At 70.9% G+C, this 20460-nt stretch carries 22 protein-coding genes; 12 read left to right on the top strand and 10 right to left on the bottom strand.

Annotated elements, in window-relative coordinates:
- The first annotated feature begins 7 nt into the window (after positions 1–7).
- Positions 8–367, top strand: coding sequence for a nucleotide pyrophosphohydrolase (locus HHX35_RS24760; RefSeq protein WP_182901141.1), 360 nt, complete (start codon positions 8–10; stop codon positions 365–367).
- Positions 368–489: 122 nt separating this feature from the next.
- On the opposite strand, the gene HHX35_RS24765 is transcribed toward HHX35_RS24760, so the two are convergent.
- A complete protein-coding gene (locus HHX35_RS24765; RefSeq protein ID WP_139575824.1) occupies positions 490–723 on the bottom strand; it encodes a hypothetical protein in 234 nt (77 codons plus the stop codon).
- A 248-nt stretch (positions 724–971) separates the two neighbouring features.
- Entirely contained in the window at positions 972–2324 is a 1353-nt protein-coding gene (locus HHX35_RS24770) for an MFS transporter (protein ID WP_182901142.1), read from the bottom strand.
- Positions 2325–2415: 91 nt separating this feature from the next.
- Here HHX35_RS24770 and HHX35_RS24775 point away from each other — a divergent pair, with 91 nt between their 5' ends.
- The gene (locus HHX35_RS24775; RefSeq protein WP_182901143.1) at positions 2416–2973 is read left to right on the top strand and encodes a TetR/AcrR family transcriptional regulator; all 558 of its coding nucleotides are present in this window, start codon (positions 2416–2418) and stop codon (positions 2971–2973) included.
- A gap of 67 nt (positions 2974–3040) precedes the next feature.
- Here the strand turns inward: HHX35_RS24775 and HHX35_RS24780 are convergent, their stop codons facing one another.
- The gene (locus HHX35_RS24780) at positions 3041–4543 is read right to left on the bottom strand and encodes a cellulose binding domain-containing protein (protein WP_220505847.1); all 1503 of its coding nucleotides are present in this window, start codon (positions 4541–4543) and stop codon (positions 3041–3043) included.
- A 12-nt stretch (positions 4544–4555) separates the two neighbouring features.
- Positions 4556–6067: a cellulose binding domain-containing protein gene (locus HHX35_RS24785; RefSeq protein ID WP_182901144.1), complete on the bottom strand. Its 1512-nt coding sequence runs from the start codon at positions 6065–6067 to the stop codon at positions 4556–4558.
- A 431-nt stretch (positions 6068–6498) separates the two neighbouring features.
- Here HHX35_RS24785 and HHX35_RS24790 point away from each other — a divergent pair, with 431 nt between their 5' ends.
- From HHX35_RS24790 to HHX35_RS24820, 7 genes are all read left to right on the top strand, one after another.
- On the top strand, positions 6499–6969 hold the full coding sequence (locus HHX35_RS24790) for a hypothetical protein (RefSeq protein WP_182901145.1): 471 nt from the start codon (positions 6499–6501) through the stop codon (positions 6967–6969).
- Positions 6970–7199: 230 nt separating this feature from the next.
- Entirely contained in the window at positions 7200–8438 is a 1239-nt protein-coding gene (locus HHX35_RS24795) for a YibE/F family protein (protein WP_182901146.1), read from the top strand.
- A gap of 140 nt (positions 8439–8578) precedes the next feature.
- Positions 8579–9538 (top strand): GNAT family N-acetyltransferase, encoded by a 960-nt coding sequence (locus HHX35_RS24800; RefSeq protein ID WP_310739279.1) that lies wholly within the window; start codon positions 8579–8581, stop codon positions 9536–9538.
- 167 nt (positions 9539–9705) lie between these two features.
- On the top strand, positions 9706–10242 hold the full coding sequence (locus HHX35_RS24805) for an rRNA adenine N-6-methyltransferase family protein (protein ID WP_310739280.1): 537 nt from the start codon (positions 9706–9708) through the stop codon (positions 10240–10242).
- Positions 10243–10289: 47 nt separating this feature from the next.
- Positions 10290–10742 (top strand): NUDIX domain-containing protein, encoded by a 453-nt coding sequence (locus HHX35_RS24810; RefSeq protein ID WP_310739282.1) that lies wholly within the window; start codon positions 10290–10292, stop codon positions 10740–10742.
- Positions 10743–10988: 246 nt separating this feature from the next.
- A complete protein-coding gene (locus HHX35_RS24815) occupies positions 10989–11951 on the top strand; it encodes a hypothetical protein (protein WP_182901148.1) in 963 nt (320 codons plus the stop codon).
- Positions 11952–12188: 237 nt separating this feature from the next.
- Positions 12189–13013 (top strand): hypothetical protein, encoded by an 825-nt coding sequence (locus HHX35_RS24820; RefSeq protein WP_182901149.1) that lies wholly within the window; start codon positions 12189–12191, stop codon positions 13011–13013.
- 17 nt (positions 13014–13030) lie between these two features.
- On the opposite strand, the gene HHX35_RS24825 is transcribed toward HHX35_RS24820, so the two are convergent.
- On the bottom strand, positions 13031–13957 hold the full coding sequence (locus HHX35_RS24825) for a TIGR03564 family F420-dependent LLM class oxidoreductase (RefSeq protein ID WP_182901150.1): 927 nt from the start codon (positions 13955–13957) through the stop codon (positions 13031–13033).
- 222 nt (positions 13958–14179) lie between these two features.
- On the opposite strand from HHX35_RS24825, the gene HHX35_RS24830 reads away from it, so the two are divergent.
- Entirely contained in the window at positions 14180–14749 is a 570-nt protein-coding gene (locus tag HHX35_RS24830) for a TetR/AcrR family transcriptional regulator (RefSeq protein ID WP_182901151.1), read from the top strand.
- Positions 14746–15288, top strand: a complete 543-nt coding sequence (locus tag HHX35_RS24835; protein ID WP_182901152.1) for an MOSC domain-containing protein — start codon at positions 14746–14748, stop codon at positions 15286–15288. Before HHX35_RS24830 ends, HHX35_RS24835 begins: the two co-directional genes overlap by 4 nt.
- Before the next feature lie 143 nt (positions 15289–15431).
- On the opposite strand, the gene HHX35_RS24840 is transcribed toward HHX35_RS24835, so the two are convergent.
- Positions 15432–15797 carry a MerR family transcriptional regulator gene (locus tag HHX35_RS24840; RefSeq protein WP_182901153.1) on the bottom strand — a complete coding sequence of 122 codons (366 nt, stop codon included), beginning with the start codon at positions 15795–15797 and terminating at the stop codon, positions 15432–15434.
- A gap of 56 nt (positions 15798–15853) precedes the next feature.
- Here HHX35_RS24840 and HHX35_RS24845 point away from each other — a divergent pair, with 56 nt between their 5' ends.
- Entirely contained in the window at positions 15854–16720 is an 867-nt protein-coding gene (locus HHX35_RS24845; RefSeq protein ID WP_182901154.1) for a polysaccharide deacetylase family protein, read from the top strand.
- Between the two features lie 57 nt (positions 16721–16777).
- On the opposite strand, the gene HHX35_RS24850 is transcribed toward HHX35_RS24845, so the two are convergent.
- From HHX35_RS24850 to HHX35_RS24865, 4 genes are all read right to left on the bottom strand, one after another.
- Entirely contained in the window at positions 16778–17134 is a 357-nt protein-coding gene (locus tag HHX35_RS24850; protein ID WP_182901155.1) for a hypothetical protein, read from the bottom strand.
- Between the two features lie 24 nt (positions 17135–17158).
- Positions 17159–17839 (bottom strand): uracil-DNA glycosylase, encoded by a 681-nt coding sequence (locus HHX35_RS24855; RefSeq protein ID WP_139575841.1) that lies wholly within the window; start codon positions 17837–17839, stop codon positions 17159–17161.
- Positions 17840–18022: 183 nt separating this feature from the next.
- Positions 18023–18910 (bottom strand): carbohydrate ABC transporter permease, encoded by an 888-nt coding sequence (locus HHX35_RS24860; RefSeq protein WP_182901156.1) that lies wholly within the window; start codon positions 18908–18910, stop codon positions 18023–18025.
- Positions 18907–20457, bottom strand: a complete 1551-nt coding sequence (locus HHX35_RS24865) for an ABC transporter permease subunit (RefSeq protein ID WP_310739283.1) — start codon at positions 20455–20457, stop codon at positions 18907–18909. The genes HHX35_RS24860 and HHX35_RS24865 overlap by 4 nt, the downstream gene beginning before the upstream one ends.
- Positions 20458–20460: the final 3 nt, after the last annotated feature.

Below are 20460 nucleotides of genomic sequence, written 5' to 3' on the forward strand. Positions count from 1 at the left end.
GGGTGCCGTGAGCGGTGAACTGGAGCACCTGGCCGCCCGGCTGCGCGAGTTCGTACGCGTGCGGGACTGGGAGAAGTTCCACACGCCCAAGAACCTGGCGATGGCCCTCGCCGGAGAGGCGGGGGAACTGGTCGCCGAGTTCCAGTGGCTGACGGCCGAGGAGTCGCGCGACCTCGACGAGGACACCCTGCGCAGGGTCCGGGCCGAGCTCGGGGACGTGACGTTGTATCTGGTCAGGCTGGCCGACGCGCTGGGCGTCGACCTCGCCGAGGCCGCGAACGCCAAGCTGGACGACAGCGAGCGCCGGTACGATCCCGAGACCTATCGCGGCTCCGCCAGGAAGGCGCCTCCGCTGACCGCAGACTAGTTCTCCACTCGCTCCATGGGGCGGGCCGGCCCTCCGGCTGCGCCGACTCCGCGGCGGAGGTGCACTACGTGCCCCGTGACCGGCAGGCGGTCGTCCATCAGCGGGGGCCCCGATGACGTCACTCAGTCTGCTTCCGCTGTCAGGTCGCCGGGCATGACCGTGGCGATGAGGCCCGCGACGAATTGGGGCACTTCCTCGGGGGCAAGCACCAGCCGCGGTTCGTTGCCGTCCGGGCCCTGGAAGATCTCGACCGACCGCACATTCGCGTCATCCGGCGAATCGGCGACTCCGATGATCGTCCAGTTTCTGTGCCGCGTGTTGGCGAAGTGGCTGAATTTCCGTTCCGAACCGGCCACCCTTACTCCTGAAAGCTCGTTGTGCTGCTCAGATACTGCCGGACCTCGTCGAAGGCTTACGCACTTGCCCCGCCCGTCGAGCGGGATCGGGTTATTGACCGACCCGGAAGCCGGAGCCGTCGTAGTCGCCCGCTTCGCGATCGACGCTTCGTAACTCTAGCCAGATCGATCACCGTGTCGTCCGGGATCACCCTGAGATTTCCCCTGACACGCCGCCAATGGGTCCGGCGGCCCAGGACGTGCGGTGGTCAGGCCGTGGCCCTGGCACGCGGGAGCCACTGGACGAGAGCGGCGATGGCCAGGGTGATGACGATGAGGTAGACGAGCCCGTGCTGGAACGCCACGGCGACGCCGCCGGACAGGGCGTTGTAGAAGACGATGCCGATGATGCCGACGCCCAGCGCGCCGCCGACCTGCTGGGCGGTGGTGAGGGCGCCCGCGGCGCCGCCGGCGTGGTGCGGGGCGACCCTCGACAGGACGGTGCCCATGATGGGCGACAGCACGAGCCCCATGCCGGCCCCGTCGACGGCCAGCATGGGCACCAGCCAGCCGATCGGCGCGTTCCCCGCGACCGCGACCAGCAGGACGGCCAGGCTGACCGCCCTGGTCAGGCCGCCGATCGCGATGATCTGGCGGCCGAAGCGCGCCGCCAGGCGCGGCGCCAGCAGCGACGCCGCGAGGTAGCCCGCGCCGATCGGTGTGAAGACCAGACCGGCGTGCAGGGCGTCCAGGCCCCGGCCCTCCTGGGAGTACATCGCGAAGATCAAGAAGTACGCCGCCATGCCCATCGAGAACGCGAGGTTGGTGAGCAGCCCCGCCGTGACGGCGCGCTCGCGGAACAGGGCGAGGTCGATGAGCGGTGAGTCGTGCCGCCGCCGCGCGTAGGCCAGCAGCAGTGCGACGGCCAGGGCGAACGACAGCCAGGTCCACACCGGCCATCCCTGCTCACGGCCCTCGATCAGCGGCAGCAGCGTGGCCGCCAGCGCGAGCGTGACCAGGGCGGCCCCGCCGAGGTCGAGCCGTACGGCACCGGCCGCCCGGCTCTCCGGGATCACCCGCCAGGTCGCCGCGAGAGCGGCGGCGCCGATCGGCAGGTTGATCAGGAAGCAGGCCCGCCAGCCGAGCCCGAACAGGTCGGCCTGGATGAGCAGGCCCCCCGCCAGCTGGCCGAACACCGCCGCAAGCCCCATGGTCAGCGCGTACGCGTTGACGGCTCTGGCCTGGGCGGCGCCGCTGTAGGCGGTGCGGATGATGGCGAGCACCTGTGGGGCGAGGACGGCGGCCGCGGCCCCCTGGACGACGCGGGCGGCCACCAGCGAACCCGCGTCGGGGGCCAGCCCGCAGGCGACCGACGCGAGCGTGAACAGGGCGAGGCCGAGGGCGAACATCCGGCGCCGGCCGAACACGTCGCCGAGGCGTCCGCCCAGGACCAGCCCCGAGCCGTACGCCAGGGCGTATCCGGCGACCACCCATTCGATCGCGGCCGGCCCGGCGTGCAGGTCCCGCTGCGTGGTGGGGATCGCCACGTTGACGATGAAGAAGTCGAGGATGGCGACGAAGACGCCGGTCAGCACGGTGGGGAGGGTCCACGCGCGGGCCATCGGCACTCCAAGATAGATAGAACGATCGGTATATGTCGCCTAATTAGATAGACCGATTGATCTACTGTCAAGCGCGTGCCAGAATCGTCATGTGACGACGAGACCCGGCCCCCGCGAGCGGCTGCTCGACGCCGCCAGGGAGCTCACCTACAGCCAGGGCGTTCAGGTGGGCGTCGACGCGATCCTCAAACAGGCCGATGTCGCGAGACGCTCGCTCTACCAGCACTTCGGCGGCAAGGACGGCCTCGTGGCCGAGGTGCTGCGCAGCGACGGCGGGCTGGACCGCTACCGCCGTGTCATGGACGAGGCCGGGGACGACCCGCGCGAGCGGGTGCTGGCCGTGTTCGACGAGCTCGACGCCATCACCTCGCAGCCCTCGTTCCGGGGGTGCCGTTACACCGCGGCCGAGCTCACGCTCACCGACCCCGGACATCCGGCGCACGCGGAGGTGCGGGCCTTCAAGGAGGGACTGCACCGGCTGATGGCGGCGGAGCTGACCCGCCACGGGCACCCCGCTCCCGACGCGGGCGCCGACCAGCTCCTCGTGCTCATCGACGGCGTGCTCGCCCACGCCGTCACCCGGCCCGGCGCCCGTCCCGCCCTGGCCGCGCGGGCGCTCGCGGAGGCCGTCCTCGCGGCACGGGCCTGACGGCGCGGCCTGACCGCCCGCTGCCCCGGCTCCCTGGCCGGGCGCCGCCGCCGTGGGCCGGTCGCGGTCAGCGGACGGCGCAGGGCATGCCGTTGAGGGCGAAGGCGGTCGGCTCGCCGTTCGTGCCGGACTGGCTGGCGATGAAGCCGAACGCCGCCGTGCCGCCGGCCGGGATGGCGGCGTTCCAGCCGGCGTCGGTCACGGTGACGGTGCTGCCGCTTTGGCTGTAGGCGCCGTTCCACGCCTGGCTGATCTGCTGCCCGTTGGGGAAGGACCAGGTCAGCCTCCAGCCGCCGATCGCCGCGCTGCCGGTGTTTCCGATCGTCACATCGCCCTGGAAGCCGCCCTGCCACTGGTTGGTGACGCTGTAGGCCACCGTGCAACTTCCCGCCGTAGTCGGTGTCGGCGTGGGGGTGGGACTCGGACTCGGCGACGGACTGGACGACGGACTGGACGACGGACTGGACGACGGACTCGGCGACGGACTCGGCGACGGACTCGGTGACGGGCTGGGTGACGGCGAGGGGGACCCGCCGAGCTTGGCGGAGATGATCGGGGTCAGGCGGTCGGCGATCGCTTGATGACCGGCGTCGTTGGGATGCACGGAGTCGCTGAGGTCCGCGCTGGTCAGCCATCCCTCGGTGTTGACGTAGTACACGTTGGCGTCGCCGCCGTCGTTGAGGGTCTTGACCGCGGCCTGGGTCTGGGCGGCGAACCGCTTGCTGAAGGTCTCGAGCGCGAAGATGGCTGCCTTGGGGTATTTCGCCCGCACCTGCCGGAGAAGGTTGGTGTAGGAGGTCTGGAATTCCGGTGTGTGAACCCCATGGCCGGAGTCGTTGGTGCCCAGGTTGATCACCACGGCGTCGGCGGTGTAACGGGAGAAGTCCCAGTCGGGGGTGGGCGTGTTGGGGTCGAGCTTGACGAACTGCTTCTCCAAACCGACACAGCCGTCGGCGGTGGCGACCAGACAGGCGCCTCCCTGGGCGATCTGGGTGTGCCGCGCGCTCAACCGCTCTCCGATGAGCCAGCCGTACGCGGTGAGCGCGTTCTTCGAAGTCGTCGTACCCACGGTGATCGAGTCGCCGACGAACTCGATGAGTTTGCGCGGAACCGGCGGGGCGACCGTACCGGCGCCGGGATCGAGGACGAGCCCCCGGAAGACGGCGTCGCCGTGATAGGACCCTGCCACGACTCGGTAGGACACGCGCAGGGTGTGGGTGCCGGCCCTCAGCGGGGTCGGGGTCAGGTTCACCGTGCCGCTGACGTTCGTGTAGTAGGTGTACGGCCCTCCGTCGATGCTGGCGTACAGGTCGATGGTGTTGCGCTGCTTGAGCTTGACGGTGGTGCCGGTGAAGCCGGTGGTGACGTAGGCGCCGGCCCAGTGGGGCGTGTACGCGGTGGGGTCGGTGGTGTCCCACCGTCCGGTGAAGGAGATGTTGGGATCGGTCGGCGAGCCGTCGCCGGTGGCGGCATGTGCACGGTGAGGCAGTGTGATCGAGATCGCGGCGAGGGCCGCGGCCAGTGTGGCGGCGAGCGAGGAGCGAAGCGCCCCTCTCGTGGGGTAGGGCACGGACGGCCTCCGCTAGGGGACGGAAACACCGATCTTGGGTGCGATGACGGGGGCGAGACGGTTGGCGATCTTGATGTGTCCGGCGTCGCTGGGGTGCCCGTCGCCGTCGGCGTAATCGACGCCCGGGGTCAGCCAGCCCTCGGTGTCGATGTAGTAGACGTTGGCGTCGCCGGACGCGTTGCGAGCCGCCACCGCCGCCTTGGTCTCGGCGACGTAGCGCTGCTTGAACGTCTCCATCGCGAACAGGGCCGCTTTCGGGTACTTCGCTCGGATGGCACTCAGGAAGGAGGTGTAGGCCGCTTGGAAGGCGGAGCCGGTGACGTGATGGCCGATGTCGTTGGTGCCGAGGTTGATCACGACGGCGTCGGCGGTGTAGCGGGAGAAGTCCCAGTCCGTGGTGCCCGTGCTCCCGAGCTTGAAATACTGCGTGCTCTGCCCGACACATCCCTCCTGCGCGACCAGGCAGTAGCCGGCGCGGGCGATCTGGGTATGCCGGACGTGGAGCCTCTCGCCCAGGACCCAGCCGTACGCGGACAGCGCGAGCTTCGAATCGAGGTATCCGGCGGTGATGGAGTCGCCGACGAACTCGATGAGCTTGGTGGACGCGTGCGGGTCCGCGGTGGTCGCCCCCGGGTCGAGCACCAGCCCCTGAAAGATCGTGTCCCCTGAGCGGTAGGACACGCGCAGCGTGTGCGTGCCGGCGGGCAGCGGGGTCGGGGTCAGGTTCACGGTGCCCCTGACGCCGGCGTAGAACACGTCGGCGCCCCCGTCGATGCTGACGTACATGTTGACGGCGTCCCGCTGTTTGATCTTCACCGTGGTCCCGGTGAACGCGGTGACGAAGTAGGCGCCCGTCCAGTTCGGCACGTACCCGGTGCTCGATCCGGTGTCCCACCGCCCGACGTAGGTGATGCGGGGGTCGGCCGGGCTGCCGTCGCCGCCGCGCGGGGTCGGAGTTGGGGTGGGGCTCGGTGTCCGGCTCGCGGAAGGGCTGGCGGAAGGGCTGGCGGAAGGGCTGGCGGATGGGCTGGTGGCGGGGCTCGGTGTGGAGGTCGCAGAGCCCGTGCAGGGGGTGCCGTTGAGCGTGAACGATGAGGGCGGGGGGTTGGCGGAGTTGTTCCAGGAGCCGTTGAAGCCGAACGCGGTGGAGCCGCCGGTGGCGAGGGTCGCGTTGTATCCGGCGTCGGCCGCGGTGACCTGGGCCCCGCTCTGCGTGACGGTGGCGTTCCACGCCTGGGTGACCGTCTGACCCGAGGTGAAGGACCACGCCAGCTTCCAGCCGGAGACGGGGTCGCCGAGGTTCGTCACGGTGACGGCGGTGGTGAACCCGCCGGACCACTGCGACGTGACGGTGTAGTCGACCCGGCAACCGGCGGCGGCCGCCCCGGCCACGGCCTGGTGGGACACCGTGCCGATCACTCCGGTGAGGGCGGCCACGGAGCACGCGACGACCGTGCGCACGCGGGCGCGCACACGCGAGCCGTGCGTCCGGATTCCGCTTCGGACCTGGGTGCGCTGTGTCATCTGGCGATGGCTGCTTCCTCTGCCGAGCATTCGACCTCCGTCATGTGCGCGTTAACAGGAGCAGCCGCGAAGACCGCCGTCAGTGTGGCCCCACATGCGAGAGCGGCATGTTCTCTTTGGTCGTGCGCCGCCGGGGGAAGCGTCAACGGTCGACCGGGGCAGGGTCAAGCCTTCGGTGGAAGAGCCCCGCCGTTCGCCTCTTCAGGGGCCGATGAGGGCGTTCCGGGCTGAATGTTTCAGCCGCCGGACCTGCGAGCGACCGGGTGATGCTCCGTCAGGCACTCTGCGGCCTGGCGCCGAGCCGAATGGCGGCCACGCGCGATCCGTCTTGCCCAAATTGACTGTTTCGGTCATCTTTTGGTTGATGATCCGCAAGGATGATCGCCAGGACGCCGCCCGGACGGAGGGCGGCGGTTGGGAAAGGACAACGTATGCGCAGGTCCGCGAGTACGGTCGTCGTCGCCGCGGCGCTGGCCGTCGGAGGGCTCGTCGCCAACCCGGCATACGCGATCTCCGCCGGCTACACCCCCGAGGGGGTGTGCGGCTCCGGCTTCGGCCGGGTGACTCACGACGGCAGCCGGGCGGTGAAGACCCCTTCGGGGCAGGTCTTCGGGCGCGTCTACCTGCTCTACAACCGCTCGACGGGACAGAACTGCGTCGTCACCATCAAGTCGGCGTACGTCGGCACGCCCACCAGGACCTCCGCCCAGCTCATGGTGCGGCTGCCCAACGGGAAGACGGTCGAGAAGATCGACCACCTGAAGAAGTACAAGTACTACGCCGGTCCGGTGAAGTTGAACGCCAAGGGCAAGTGCGTGAAGTACTACGGCACGGTCGCCGACACGCGCGTCGACGGAGAGATCGCGAGCGGTGGCCGCCTGACCTGGGGCAACTGCAAGTGACCCTGGACGTCCCCACCACGGCCCGATAGGGCCGGACGCAGGGGCCGCCCGGCCGGCGCCGGGCGGCGCCTCCGGCGGACAGCCGCCGTGGGCGGCAGGCTCCCGGTGCGGTCAGGTCCCACCGGGAGCAGGCCCCGGCCGCCTCCCTCGGGACACCGCGCCCCAGCCGGGCGAGCCGGACCCCTGGCATCGGTGCGGCACGACCCTGATGCGAGGAGACGTACGTCCAGATGGGCGCCGATCACAGTCACGGCACGACCGCCCTGCCCGTTTCCCGCCGGACCGTGCTGGCGACGCTGGCCGTCATCGTGCCCGTCGCCCTGGTGACGGTGGCCGCCCTGATATGGCTGTGGCCGGGCGACGGCCGGCCATCCGGTTCGTCCTCGTCCTCGCTCCGGCAGGTAAACGGGACGATCGTCGACATCGTCCCCGGGCCGTGCCCCGCCGCACCGGACGAGCGGGCGGCCGGTCCGGCCGCGGCGCCGGGCTCCGATGCCTGCGGGGACGCCCGCGTCACGATCACCGGTGGGCCCGAGGAGGGCCGGACCGTCACCACCGATCTGCCCACCGGTCCCGGCGCGCAGCGGTTCGCGGTGGGTGAGGACGTCGTGCTGGTCCATATGCCGGACGGCGCGCTCGACGCACCCGAGTATCTGCTGTCGGACCACGACCGGTCCGCTCCGCTGTGGCTGTTCGTCACCGCGTTCGCCCTCGCGGTGGTCGCCTTCGGTCGCTGGCGCGGACTGACCGCGCTGATCGGGCTGGCCGTGACCTTCGTCCTGCTGCTGACCTTCGTCGTCCCCGCGATCCTCGCCGGTGAGCCACCGGCCCTGGTGGCGATCGTGGGCTCCGCCGCGATCATGCTGGCGGTCCTCTACCTCACCCACGGCTTCACGATCGCGACCTCGATGGCGGTGCTGGGCACGCTGGTCAGCCTCACCCTCACCGGTCTGCTGTCCGCGTTCGCCATCGACGTCGCGCACCTCGCGGGGGTCACCGACGACAGCTCGTTCCTGCTCGACAGCGACTACCGGATCAACGGGCAGGGCCTGCTGCTCGCGGGAATCATCATCGGCGCGCTCGGCGTCCTCGACGACGTCACCGTGACCCAGGCCGCCACCGTGGGGGAGCTGGCCATGGCCAACCCCGGCTACACCTTCGGGCGCCTCTACCGCGCCGCCGCCCGCGTCGGCCGGGCCCACATCGCCTCTGTGATCAACACGATCGTCCTCGCGTACGCCGGGGCCGCGCTGCCCCTGCTGTTGCTGTTCAGCGTCGGCGACCAGCCGCTCGGAGACGTGTTGCGCAATCCCGTCCTCGCACAGGAGATCATCCGCAGCATCGTCGGCACGCTGGGACTCATCGCGGCCGTCCCCGTGACCACCGCGCTGGCCGCTCTGGCCGCGCCCCGGGGGCCGGCCGGTCCCGCGGCGGAAAAGGGTTGGCCGGCCGAGCGGCGCGTCCGATAGAACAGGTGCGGACAGATCTACGACGACGAGAGGAGGGACGAGCCGATGTGTGCCAAGAACGTCGTGCCGGTTCCTTCCCGGGGTACGGCCGGACGCTGACCCCTGGGCGTGAGCGGGCACACCTCACCTGAGGAAGTGCAGTGAACCCCGAAAACATGATCATGCGCCCCATCTCGGGGCGTGAGGAACTCGACCTTTTCCGCCGCCTGCCCTACGTACTGAACGACGAGCTGGACGACGACCTCGCCGCCGGCCGCCGGCGGCCTGAGTGGATGTGGATGGCGCTGCGCGGCGACCGCCTCGTCGCCAGGCTGGCCTGGTGGGCCCCGCGTGCGGGCGAGGCGCCGGCGCTGCTGGACATCCTCGACCTCGACGACACCACGCCCGGACCGGCGAGCGTCGACGCCGGGGTCCGGTTGTTCGAAACCGCGAGCGCCGCGGTGCTGCCGGTCGGGGTACGTCCGCCGGAATACAACGTGTTCGTCCCCCCGCGGTGGCGTGACGACGCGAAGGCGAGGCCTGCCGTCGAGGACCGCATGGCCGTGCTGGAGCGGACCGGCGCCCGGCTGCTCGTCGAACGGCTGCGGCTGGAGTGGCGTCCAGGCACTCCCATCGCACCGCCGGGCAGGCGACTGGCCTTCCGTCCCGTGGCCGGCAGGGAGGAACTGGTCGCCCTGATGACTCTCGTCCTCGACGGCACGCTCGACGCCCACAGCCGCGCCGACCTCGCCCGCATGCCCGCCGCGCGGGCCGCGGCCCAGCACTACGACGACGAGCTCGCCCACTATCGGAGCCCACGGGAATGGTGGCGGATCGGCACATCACCCGAGGGTGAACCGGTGGGATTCGTCATCCCGGCGCGCAACGAATACAACGCGATGATCGCGTACATCGGGGTCGTGCCCGCCCACCGCGGCAAGGGCTACATCGACGACCTGCTGGCCGAGGGGACGCGCATCCTCGCCGGGCAGGGCGTCCCGCGAATCCGCGCCGCCACGGACGTCGGGAACGTCCCGATGGCCCGGGCGTTCCTCCGCGCCGGATACGAGCTCATCGGGCAGCGCATCGACATGACCTGGAGTGAGGGCGGGCCGCGGTAGGGCGGTGGCTCCCGCGAGAGCGGCGCAGAAGACACGCGCGGAAAACGGTTTGCGGCTCCTCCCGTCGTGCTCGCTAGGGTGACGCCCATGTGCTGCTTCGCATGCTTCACGAGGATCCGCCGCTCGTAGCGGCGGATCCTTCCTCTTGTACGGCTACGCCGCCGTCGGTGACCTCGCCGGTGCGGCGCTTCGCGCTGCCCGGCTCCGATCGCGCACTCGCGGAGCACTTCATGGTTCATCAGAGCGGACGGCACGAGCTCGGCCTCGCGGCGCCCGACTGGAGGACGGCGGTGCTGCTGGTCCAGTGGGAGGTCGCCCGGCGGCGGGCCGGCGTGGGCGGCGCCAGCATGCTGACCGCCGCCTGGTGGCCGTGGTACGCGTTCGAGGTGCATGCGCGGGTGCCGGCCCGCGCGTTCCGGCCTGCCCCCTCGGTCGACGGCGGCCTGCTCACCATGACGCGCAGAGCCGCACCCCTCGTCGCCGAGCGGGGGCCGTACCAGGATCTCGTACGCAGGGTCTTCACCGGGCGCGGTCGCGGCCTCACGGAGATCCTCGAACGCACGGGGTGCCTGGACCGCCAGGCCGTACGCTCCTGGGCGCGTGACGCGCGGGTGACGCCGCACGCGCTGCCCAAGGACCTGACCGCCGGACAGTGGGCGTCCCTCTGGCAGGAAGTGACACGGCGTCGGCGGCCCGGCCTGTGATGATGTCCTTCTCGCTGCCGAGGTCACCGTGGACGAAGGGATACAACGTGAACGATCTGGTCGCCCGGCTGTGGCGGAGCATCGGCGGTTCGGTGCAGTGGCGACTGCTGTGGCTTTCGCAGGCGAAGTTCATGGTCGGTGTCACGGGGATCGTTCGCGACGGAGACGGGCGTGTGTTGTTGCTCCGGCATCGGTTGTGGCCGGAAGGCAGGCAGTGGGGGCTGCCCACCGGCTGCGCCGTCAAGGGGGAGACGTTCCAGGAGACGGTCGTCCGGGAGGTGCGCGAAGAGACCGGCTTGAAGGTGCGTGTCGGTGAGCTCGTCCTGCTCAAGAGCGGCTACCGGCTGCGGGTCGAGGTGGCGTACGAGGCCGAGTTCGCGGGCGGCACGATGAAGATCGACCCCAAGGAGATCCTGGAGGCGCGGTGGTTCGCGCCGGACGACCTGCCGGAAGGAACGCTGGAGTCCCATCGGCTCCTGATCTTCAGTAAGGCCGGTTAGGCGGTCGCCGGGCAGGCCCGTTGACCGGCGACCTGTGGACCAGGGCGATGTGGCGCGGAGATTCGCCCGTTCTGTCCGCCGGCTGTCCACAGAGCGGCGTTCGGGTGGGACGGGCGACGGCGGTTTCGCGCAGGCTGTGGCCCTGCGGAAGTGCGAGGAGCGGTAGGTGCGGAGCCGCCTGCTCCTGCGGCACTTCCCGCGGCCGCTTCGGCGGTTGCAGGTGCAGCACGTCGCGGAGGAGGAGCCATGCGAATCACCTATCCCGTGCCCGCGCAGACCTCGTCGGTCTTCGTCGTCGTCACGGACCGCACGCCGACCGATCTCTCGTCGATCGTCCCCTGGCGGATGGGGCCGTCCCATCGGCGCGCCGCCAGGGACGCGCTCGGCACGCCCCGGCTGACGCTGGAGGCGTTCCGGTCGGCGCGGTCCCCATGGCGGCGGATGGACCTGAACGCCGAGGACCTCAGACGGGTGAGACGGGCCCGTCATCACGTGGTGGTGACGAGCACCGCTCCCGTCGAGGAACAACCCGAGGCCGCCCAGGTCGCCCGGGCGGCCGCGCGCGGGATCGCGGAGGCCTACCACGGCGGGTTGTACGACCCGCTCACGGGAGCGGCCGTCTACCACTGCGCCGAGTGCCCGGGGGAGCGGCGGGACTTCCACCTCGGCGACGACTGGCTGGGCTGGCGGGTGTCGTGCGCCGACGAGGAACACGCCTGCGGCCTCGGCGCTGCCGCATTCGAGGGAGCCGGCGCCGATGCCGACGGGGGCTGCTCGTGCCTCGTCACGACCTCGCGCGGCCTGCGGCGTTTCGGTCTGCCGGAGATCACGCTGACCGGCCTCGCCTGCGCGCACAGCCTGTGCGCGGTCACGGTCCTGCGCACCGTGGCCGAGTCGCTGCTCGCGGGCCACCTCGCCTGGCTGTCCACCGGCCTTCTGACGCCCTGCCGCGGCGTCGCCCGCCGCCTTCGGGTGGCGGGAATGGACTACGCCGTGCTGTCGGGCGGAGCGGACCTGGGAAGCGGGCCCTTCCACATTCCCGGTGCCGAGGACGGGTCCCCGCCCGGCATGCCGGACGCGGAGGGCGGGCTCCTGCGCGTACGCCTCACGCCGGCCGCCGCCACCCGTTCCTGTCTCAGGCTCCGCCCGCCGGGCGGTCACGACGGAAACCCCCACCCCCGTCATTCCCCGGGCCTGTTGGTCGCCTGAGTCGGCTTCCGGGGCACACCGGCAGAACCACCGGCGAGATCGTGCTGATCCCCTGACCAGGTGATCAGGCGGCGGGGGCGGGGAACGTTCGGACGTCTGCCGGACGTCTGTTGAAGTGTGACCCCTTTTGCTGCTGTCGATGACGAGATCCGGGAGGCGCGGGACCGCGCCAGACGCCGGGACCAGCTCACCCGGCAGCGTGCCACTCTCCTGACTCAGATCGAGGAGGTCCGTGGCATGCTCGCGGATCTGGAGCGGCAGCTCGCCAAGGAGGATCGCGACGTCGCCAAGCTGGAACAGGGCGGCTTCGCCGCCTTCCTGGCGGGTCTGACCGGGAGCAAGGAGGAGCGCCTGGCACGGGAACGGGCCGAAGCGGTGGCGGCCCGCCAGCGGGTCACCGGTCAGCGCACCCGCCTGGAGTGGCTCACCGGGGATCTGCGAACCACCGACCAGGGCCTCGCGGAGCTCGGCGACACGCATCACGAGCTGGAGGCGCTGCTCGCCCGCAAGGAACGGATGCTGGTCGAGTCGGGCGATCCGCGCGGGCGGGAGCTGGCCGACATCGCCGCCCGGCTGTCGAGCGTGAGCGCCGACCTGCGCGAGCACCAGGAGGCGCAGCAGGCCGGGGTCGCGGCGGGCGAGGCGGTCGGCTATGTCCTGCGGCATCTGGGCAGCGCCCGCGGCGCCTCTACCTGGGACATGTTCAGCAACGGCGGCGGCTTCGCCGACATGGTCGAGCACGGGCACCTGCGTCAGGCCGACGAGGCGGCCTGGCACGCGCAGGGTGCGCTCGACCGGTTCTCCCGCGAGCTGGCCGACATCGGCGTCGGCGCCGCGCCCCAGTTGCCGAAGGTGGACACGCGCTGGTTCGCCGACGTCTTCTTCGACAACATCATCACCGACGCCATCAAGCACCAGCGGATCGCCCGTACGGCGGAGGCGGTGCGCGAGGTCGCCGAGTGGGTCGCGGCGATGGTCAACCAGGTGTCCGCCCGCTGTGGCGAGCTGACCCGTCAGCAGGAGTCCCTCGCCCGGCGGCGCCAGGAGGTCCTTGGCTCCTGACCGGTCCCGCCCGGCTCTCAGGCCGAGTAGCCGGCTGATCGGGCGAGGCCGGCGAGCATCGCCAGCGTGCGTTCCCGCTCGCGCGCGTCACCGTAGGGCGACGCGGCGAACTCGGTGACACCCGCCTCGGCGAGCCGCCGGATCCGGCGGGCAACCGCCTGCTCGTCGCCGACGACCACGACGTCTTCCGGGCCGTCCACACCCTCCAGGTCGAGCACGGCCCGATACTCGGGCACCTGGCCCGCCAGCCCGAACTCCCCGGCGATCCGCCGCCGGACGCCCTCTTCGTCGTCCGTCACGCAGACGATCAGTCCGGCGACGACGCGGGGAGCTGGGCGCCCGGCGGCGTGGGCCGTCCGCGTGACCGTCGGGACGATGTGGCCGGCCAGGGTGCGGGGGCCGGTCATCCAGGTCACCACGCCGTCCGCGTGCTCGCCCGCCAGGCGCAGCATGGCGGGGCCGAGCGCGGCCAGCAGCACGGGCGGCGGCGCGGCGCCGGGTATGTTCACCGCGCCCTCCGCTGTGAACGTCTCGCCCCGATGACTCACCTGCTCGCCCCTGAGCAGGGGACGGAGCACCGACAGGTAGTCGCGCATCCGGGAGACGGGCCGCTCGGCGGAAAGGCCGAACATCGTCCGCGTCATCATCGCGATCCCGATGCCGATGCCGAGGGTGAGCCGGTTCCCGGTGGCCGCCTGGACGCTCAGGGCCTGGCTCGCCAGCACCAGTGGATGACGCGCGGGCACCGGCACCACGGAAGAGCCCAGAGCGATGCCCGGCACCTGGGCGCCCGCCACGGCCAGCGCGGTCAGCGCGTCCCATCCGAGCGCCTGGGCTGACCAGGCGGTGGCGAAACCGGCGTCCGCCGCCGCACGCACCTGGCCGGTGAACTCCTCCGCCGTCACGGCTCCCCGCACCTCCCCGACGAGAACACCGATCCTCATCGAACACCTCACTTCCACGGTTTCAACCGGAAACCTCTCCGGTTGAGGCGCGGCTAGAATACGGAGAACCTCTCCGGATGGCAATGTGAGGGTGAAGTGACGACCGAGAGTGCCAGGGCCCGTCGGCGGCAGGCGAACCGGACGACGAGCGACGTGGGGTCACCGGCCGCTGGGCCGGCGGGCGCCGCGGGCTCGCCGGCCGATGCTCCCGGGAGCCGGCGGATGCGGGCCGACGCGAGGGACAACCGCGAACGCGTGCTTCGCGCCGCCAGGGCCGCCTTCGCCGAGCACGGAGCCAAGGCGTCGCTCAACAAGATCGCGCAGAGTGCGGGGGTGGGCCCGGGCACGCTGTATCGCCATTTCCCCACCCTCGGAGCCCTGCTCGTGGCGATCATCGGGGACGACGTGGCGGTGCTCTGCGAAAAGGGACGCGGCCTGCTCGACCACGCGTCGCCGGCGGAGGCGCTGCGCACCTGGCTGCGGGCCGTGGCCGAGCACGCGACCGCGATGCGGGGCCTGGTGGCCGCCCGGATGGCCATACCGCCCGCGCCGGACGCCGACGCGGCGCTCGCGGCGTGCCACGAGCGGATCCGGGCCACCGGCGCCGCCCTGCTCGAACGCGCGCAACGAAACGGCGCGGTGCCCGGCGACATCGAGATCGGCGACCTCCTCACGCTGGTCAACGCGATCGCGTGGGTCAGCGAGCAGGCTCCGTGTGACGAATATCTGCTTGACCGCCTCCTCGCCCTCGTGCGCGGAATGGAGCCATCGCCCCAAGAGGAGGAGACATGACGAGCAGAGTGACGGCGGTGAGCCGCAGCGCCACCCATACCTTCAGCAAGACTCCGCTGGAGTCGATCCGGCTGCTGGCGGGCCTGGGCGTCGAGGGGGACGCCCATGCCGGGGTGACCGTGAAGCACCGGTCGCGGGTCGCCCGCGATCCAAGCCAGCCGAACCTGCGCCAGGTGCACCTGGTCCACGCCGAGCTGCACGACGAATTGCGCGAGGCGGGCTTCGCCGTACGGGAGGGGGACATGGGGGAGAACGTCACCACCAGGGGTGTCGATCTGCTCGCGTTGCCCACCGGGACCCGGCTGCACCTCGGCGAGACGGCCGTCGTCGAGGTGACCGGCCTGCGCAACCCCTGCGTGCAACTCGACGGTTTCCAGGACGGGCTGATGAAGGCCGTGCTGGACCGGGATGAGGAGGGCAATCTGGTGCGCAAGGCCGGGGTCATGGGCGTCGTCGTCGCGGGCGGCGAGGTCCGGCCCGGCGACCCCGTTCGGGTGGAGCCGCCGGCCGGACCCCACCAGCCTCTTCGGCCGGTATGAGCGGGGCGGTCGCCTACCCGCGGTCCTGTGACGCCTACGCGGTCCTGCGACGCCTACGCGATCCTGCGACGTGCGACGCCTACGCGATCCTGCGACGTGCGACGCCTACGCGGCCCTGTGACGCCTACGCGGGCCTGCGACGTCTACGCGTGGTCCTGCGAGGCCGCGTTGATCACCTCGTCGAGGACGTCGCGCGAGTTGACCAGATCCGTGATCATGCGGTCGATGCGAGCCCGCTCGGCGACAAGGTCGGTGACCAGCCGGGGGGTGGCGATCGCGGAGGGGCCGCCGTCGCCGTCACGCATGCAGGGCAGCAGCTGTGCGATCTTCTTGCTGTGCAGGCCCGCCGCGAACAGTTCCTGGATCCGGATGACGCGATCGACCGCCTGCTCGGGATACTCTCGCTGGCCGCCGGGCGTACGCTCGGCCACCAGCAGCCCCTGCTGCTCGTAGTAGCGCAGCGACCGCTCGCTCACCCCGGTGCGCCGCGCCAGCTCGCCGATCCGCATCGCATCACCCCCGCGGGCTTGAACCTGACATCGATGTTAGCTCCTACCGTCGGGGCATGGAGAACACGCTCTTCGACTACAGCCCGATCACCGAACGCCCCACGATCAGCTGGCCGGGCGGCGCCAGGGTCGCCGTCTATATCGGCCTCAACGTCGAGCACTTCCTGGTCGACCGCCCGTCCACCAGCATCTGGCCGGGTACGGCCGACCTCGTCCCCGACGCGCTCAACTACGGCTGGCGCGACTACGGGGTCAGGGTCGGCATCTGGCGGGTCGCCGACATCCTGGACCGGCACGGCATCAGGGCCAGCGTCCTGCTCAACTCCGCCGTCGCCGAGCACTACCCCCAGATCGTCAAGGCCGGCCTCGACCGCGACTGGGCCTGGCTCCTGCACGGCCGGACCAACTCGATCCTGCACGCCGGCATGTCCCCGGAGGAGGAACGCCGTCTCCTCACGGAGATGGCCGACACCGTCGCGGAGGCCACCGGCCGGCGGCCACGCGGCTGGATGGGCCCCGGCCTGACCGAGACCTTCGACACGCCGGCGCTGCTCGCCGAGCTGGGGTTCGGCTACCTGCTGGACTGGACCAACGACGACCAGCCGTACCCGTTGAACGTGCCCGGGATGATCAGCGTCCCCTACTCGGTCGAGCTCAACGACCTGCTCCTGTTCGACAGGGGTGTCACGGGGCCGGAGTTCGTCCAGATCGTCAGGGACCAGTACGAGCAGTTGCGTGCCGACGCCGAACACAGCGGCAGGGTCATGGCGCTGGCCCTGCACCCCTTCGTCATCGGGCAGGCGTTCCGGGCCAAGTATCTCGATCAGGCGCTGGCCTATCTCGCCGCGCAGCCGGACGTCTGGCTCACCACCAGCGACGAGATCGCGGCGCACTATCAGCGCACGATCGGCCGGCCCGTGTAAGGGCCCGGCCGGCGGGGCCGGCCCGGCGCCCTCTCGTGGACCGGCCTCAGCGCGGCCTCAGTGGATGTGGCCCGGCTCGTCGTGATCGTGATCGTGTTCGTGGTCGTCCTCGTCCTCCAGGACGCCCTCCGACGGCTCCACGCCGAGCATCGCCTCCCGCGGCTCGACCTCTGCGACGTGCTCGACCAGGCCCAGCACGTGGTCGGGCTCGATCAGCCACTGCAGGGCCGCCGCGCCCGTTTCGTCGGAGTTGACCAGCTCGATCTGCTCCTGCCGCTCGGCGTCGTCCAGCTCGGCCTGGGGGTCGCGGATCTCGGCGAGCGCCGCCGCCTGCAGCGCGTCGACATCGAGGACCTCGACCACCAGGTCGACGGTGAGCCGCAGGTAGCGACCGGTGTCCGTTCCATCGCTCATGGTGGTGATCCTATCGGCAAGCCGTCACGGCAGTTTCCACTCGACCGGCGCCGCGCCCTGCTGCTCCAGCAGGGCGTTGGCCCGGCTGAACGGACGGGAGCCGAAGAACCCGCTGCGCGCCGACAGCGGGCTGGGGTGGGCCGACTCGACGCACGGCACGTCCCCCAGCATGGGCCGCAGGTTGCGGGCGTCACGACCCCACAGGATCGCCACGAGCGGCCCGCCCCGCTCGACCAGCGCCTTGATGGCCTGCTCGGTCACCTCTTCCCAGCCCTTGCCCCGGTGGGAGGCGGGCTTGCCCGGCATCACCGTCAGCACCCTGTTGAGCAGGAGCACACCCTGCTCGGTCCACGGGGTGAGGTCGCCGTTCGAGGGCGGCGTGGGGTGGCCGAGGTCGGCCATGTACTCCTTGAAGATGTTGACCAGGCTGCCCGGAAGCGGCCGTACGTCGGGAGCCACGGAGAAGCTCAGCCCGACCGGGTGTCCGGGGGTGGGGTAGGGATCCTGGCCGACGATCAGCACCCGGACCTCGCTCAGCGGCTGCTGGAACGCGCGGAGGACGTTGTCCCCCGCCGGGAGATACTGGCGGCCTTCCGCGATCTCCTGCCTGAGGAAGTCGCCCATGGCGGCGATCCGCCCGGCCACGGGTGCGAGGGCCTCGGCCCACCCGGCTTCCACGAGTTCGTGCAACGGACGTCCTGACATGTCCGCGCACTCTATCGGCTTTTCGGTCCCCGTACGGCCCGGCGGTGGAAAGATCGGATGCCCGCTTACCCCCGTGAAGCGGGCATCCGACGCCCTTCCGGCACGGCTCGCCACACACGGGACATTTCCCGTGTCGACCGCGGTGATGCCGGAGGCCCCGGACGATTCGGGGCCTCCGGCCGGTCACTTGACCGAGCCCGCGAGCATGCCCTGCACGAAATACCGCTGGAAGGCGAAGAACAGCACCAGCGGGATGATGAGCGACAGGAACGCGCCCGGCGCGAGGATGTCCACGTTCGTGCCGAACTGTCGCATCTGGGATTGCAGTGCCTTCGTCATCGGCTGGTTCTCGGTGTCGGCGAACACCAGCGCGACGAGCAGGTCGTTCCACACCCATAGGAACTGGAAGATGCCGAGCGACGCGATCGCGGGCTTGGCCAGCGGGAACACCACGGTGGCGAAGATCCGCCACTCCGGCGCGCCGTCCATCCGCGCCGCCTCGAGCAGCTCGCGCGGAATGCCCACGAAGAAGTTGCGCAGCAGGAAGATGGCGAACGGCAGGCCGAACGCCACATGGAACAGCACGACCCCGAGAATCGAGCCGAAGATCCCGAGGAATCCGTACAGCTTGGCGATGGGGATCAGGGCGATCTGCACCGGGACGACCAGCAGGGCGATGACCACGAGGAACACCAGGTCCCTGCCGGGGAACTCGATCCAGGCGAACGCGTACCCCGCCATGGCCGCGATGCCGATCACCAGCAGCGTCGCCGGCACCGTGATGAGGACGGTGTTCCAGAACGACGAGCCGAAGCCCGACGCGAGCAGGTTCGAGTAGTTGTCGAACGTGAGCTGCGCGGGTTTGGTGAACAGGGTCCACCAGCCGGAGGAGTTGTTGTCGGTCTCGCCGCGCAGCGAGACGACGAGCAACCCGAGAGTCGGGAGCAGCCAGAAGAGCGCGACCAGGATCATGAAGACCTGGACCAGGCCGCCGCCGAGGCGGTCGACCGCCCGCGTGAACAGGCCGCGCCGCATCGGCTGCGCGTGCAGTGGTTCGGCCAGGGTCGTCATCCCTCGTCCCTCCTGAACCGGCGGATGTTGAAGATCATGAACGGCACCACCAGCACGAGCAGGAAGATCGACAGCGCGCTGCCCAGGCCCTGGTTGCCGCCGCCGCCGAACGACACGCGCCACATCTCGAGCGCGACCACGTTGGCCTGCGGCTGCACCGAGCCGGGGGCGATGATGAACACCAGGTCGAACACCTTCAGCACATTGATGATCATGGTGACGAAGACGACGAGCAGCACCGGCGACAGCAGCGGCACGGTGATCCGGCGGAACACTTGCCACTCGGTCGCGCCGTCGATCCTGGCCGCCTCCAGGGCGTCACGGGGGATCGCCGACAGCCCGGCCGCGATCAGCACCATCGCGAACCCGGCCCACACCCAGATGTACGCGCCGATGATCGCGGGTGTGATCAGCGACGGGCCCAGCCAGGTGAGCCCGTTGAAGGGCGCCGTGAAGTTCGACTGCGGCAGCCGTACGACATAGGAGCCGGCGGGGAGGCCGGAGAAGCGGAACGTGCCGTCGGCCGCCGTCTCGGTCGTCGCCTTGACCGCGCCGCCGGAGACCGCCTCGACCGTGACGCCGGCCAGGCCCTTCTCCTGCTGGTCGATCTGGTTCAGCGTGCCTCCGCCGCCGCGGACGACGTCGAGCCAGACCGTGCCGCTCAGGCCGTCGCCGGCGGGGGCGGCCTTGGCGGGCGCGGTGTCCTTCACCGCGTCCTGGGTCAGGCCGACGAGTGGAATCAGCACCGGAGTGCCGGCCTGCACCTGCTGCCTCGTCACCACCGCGCCGCCCTGCACGACCGCGGGCGCCTGGTCGTTCTCCCGTGGCCGGGCCCCGGGGTAACCCGCGCTGGAGGAGAACGCGTCGTGGACGGTCGTGATGATGGCGTTGGCCACGCCCTTGTCCGGGTCCTGCTCGTACACCAGGCGGAAGATGACCCCGGCGGCGAGCAGGGAGACGGCCATCGGCATGAACAGCACCAGCTTGAACGCCGTGGACCAGCGGATGCGCTCGGTGAGCACCGCGAAGACCAGGCCGAGCGCGGTGACGACGATCGGGGCCACCACGACCCAGATGATGTTGTTCCTGATCGTGGTGAGCGTCGAGGAGTCGGTGAAGATCGAGACGTAGTTGCCCAGTCCGACGAAGCGGTCGCCGGTGGCGTCGAAGAGGCTGCGCCAGATCGAGTAGACGACCGGATAGATCATCCAGGCGACGAGCAGCAGCACCGCCGGCAGCAGGAACGTCACCGCCAGTCTCGGCGACGGGCCGAGGCGCGCGGGCGCCTGCGCCGCGCCCGCCGTGGCGACCGCGCCGGGCGGGGCCGCCGTCGCATACCCCGCCGCCGCCGGACCCGCCGGCGGCTCCTCGGAAGCGGTCAGGGAGTCCGAGGCGGCCGGGGTGTCGGTGTCGGAGCCGGAGAGGGGCGCTCCCGGCTGGGGGGAGTCGGAGGAAGGATCTGCGGGGGTTTCGCTCCGGCCGGAGGAGGCCCCGGCGGCGGATTCTCCGCCGCCGGTGGCCTGCGGGCCGTCCAACCGTTCGGTCACGGC

Origin of the sequence: Microbispora sp. H10830 (assembly GCF_014161375.1) — a bacterium.
Classification (GTDB): domain Bacteria; phylum Actinomycetota; class Actinomycetes; order Streptosporangiales; family Streptosporangiaceae; genus Microbispora; species Microbispora catharanthi.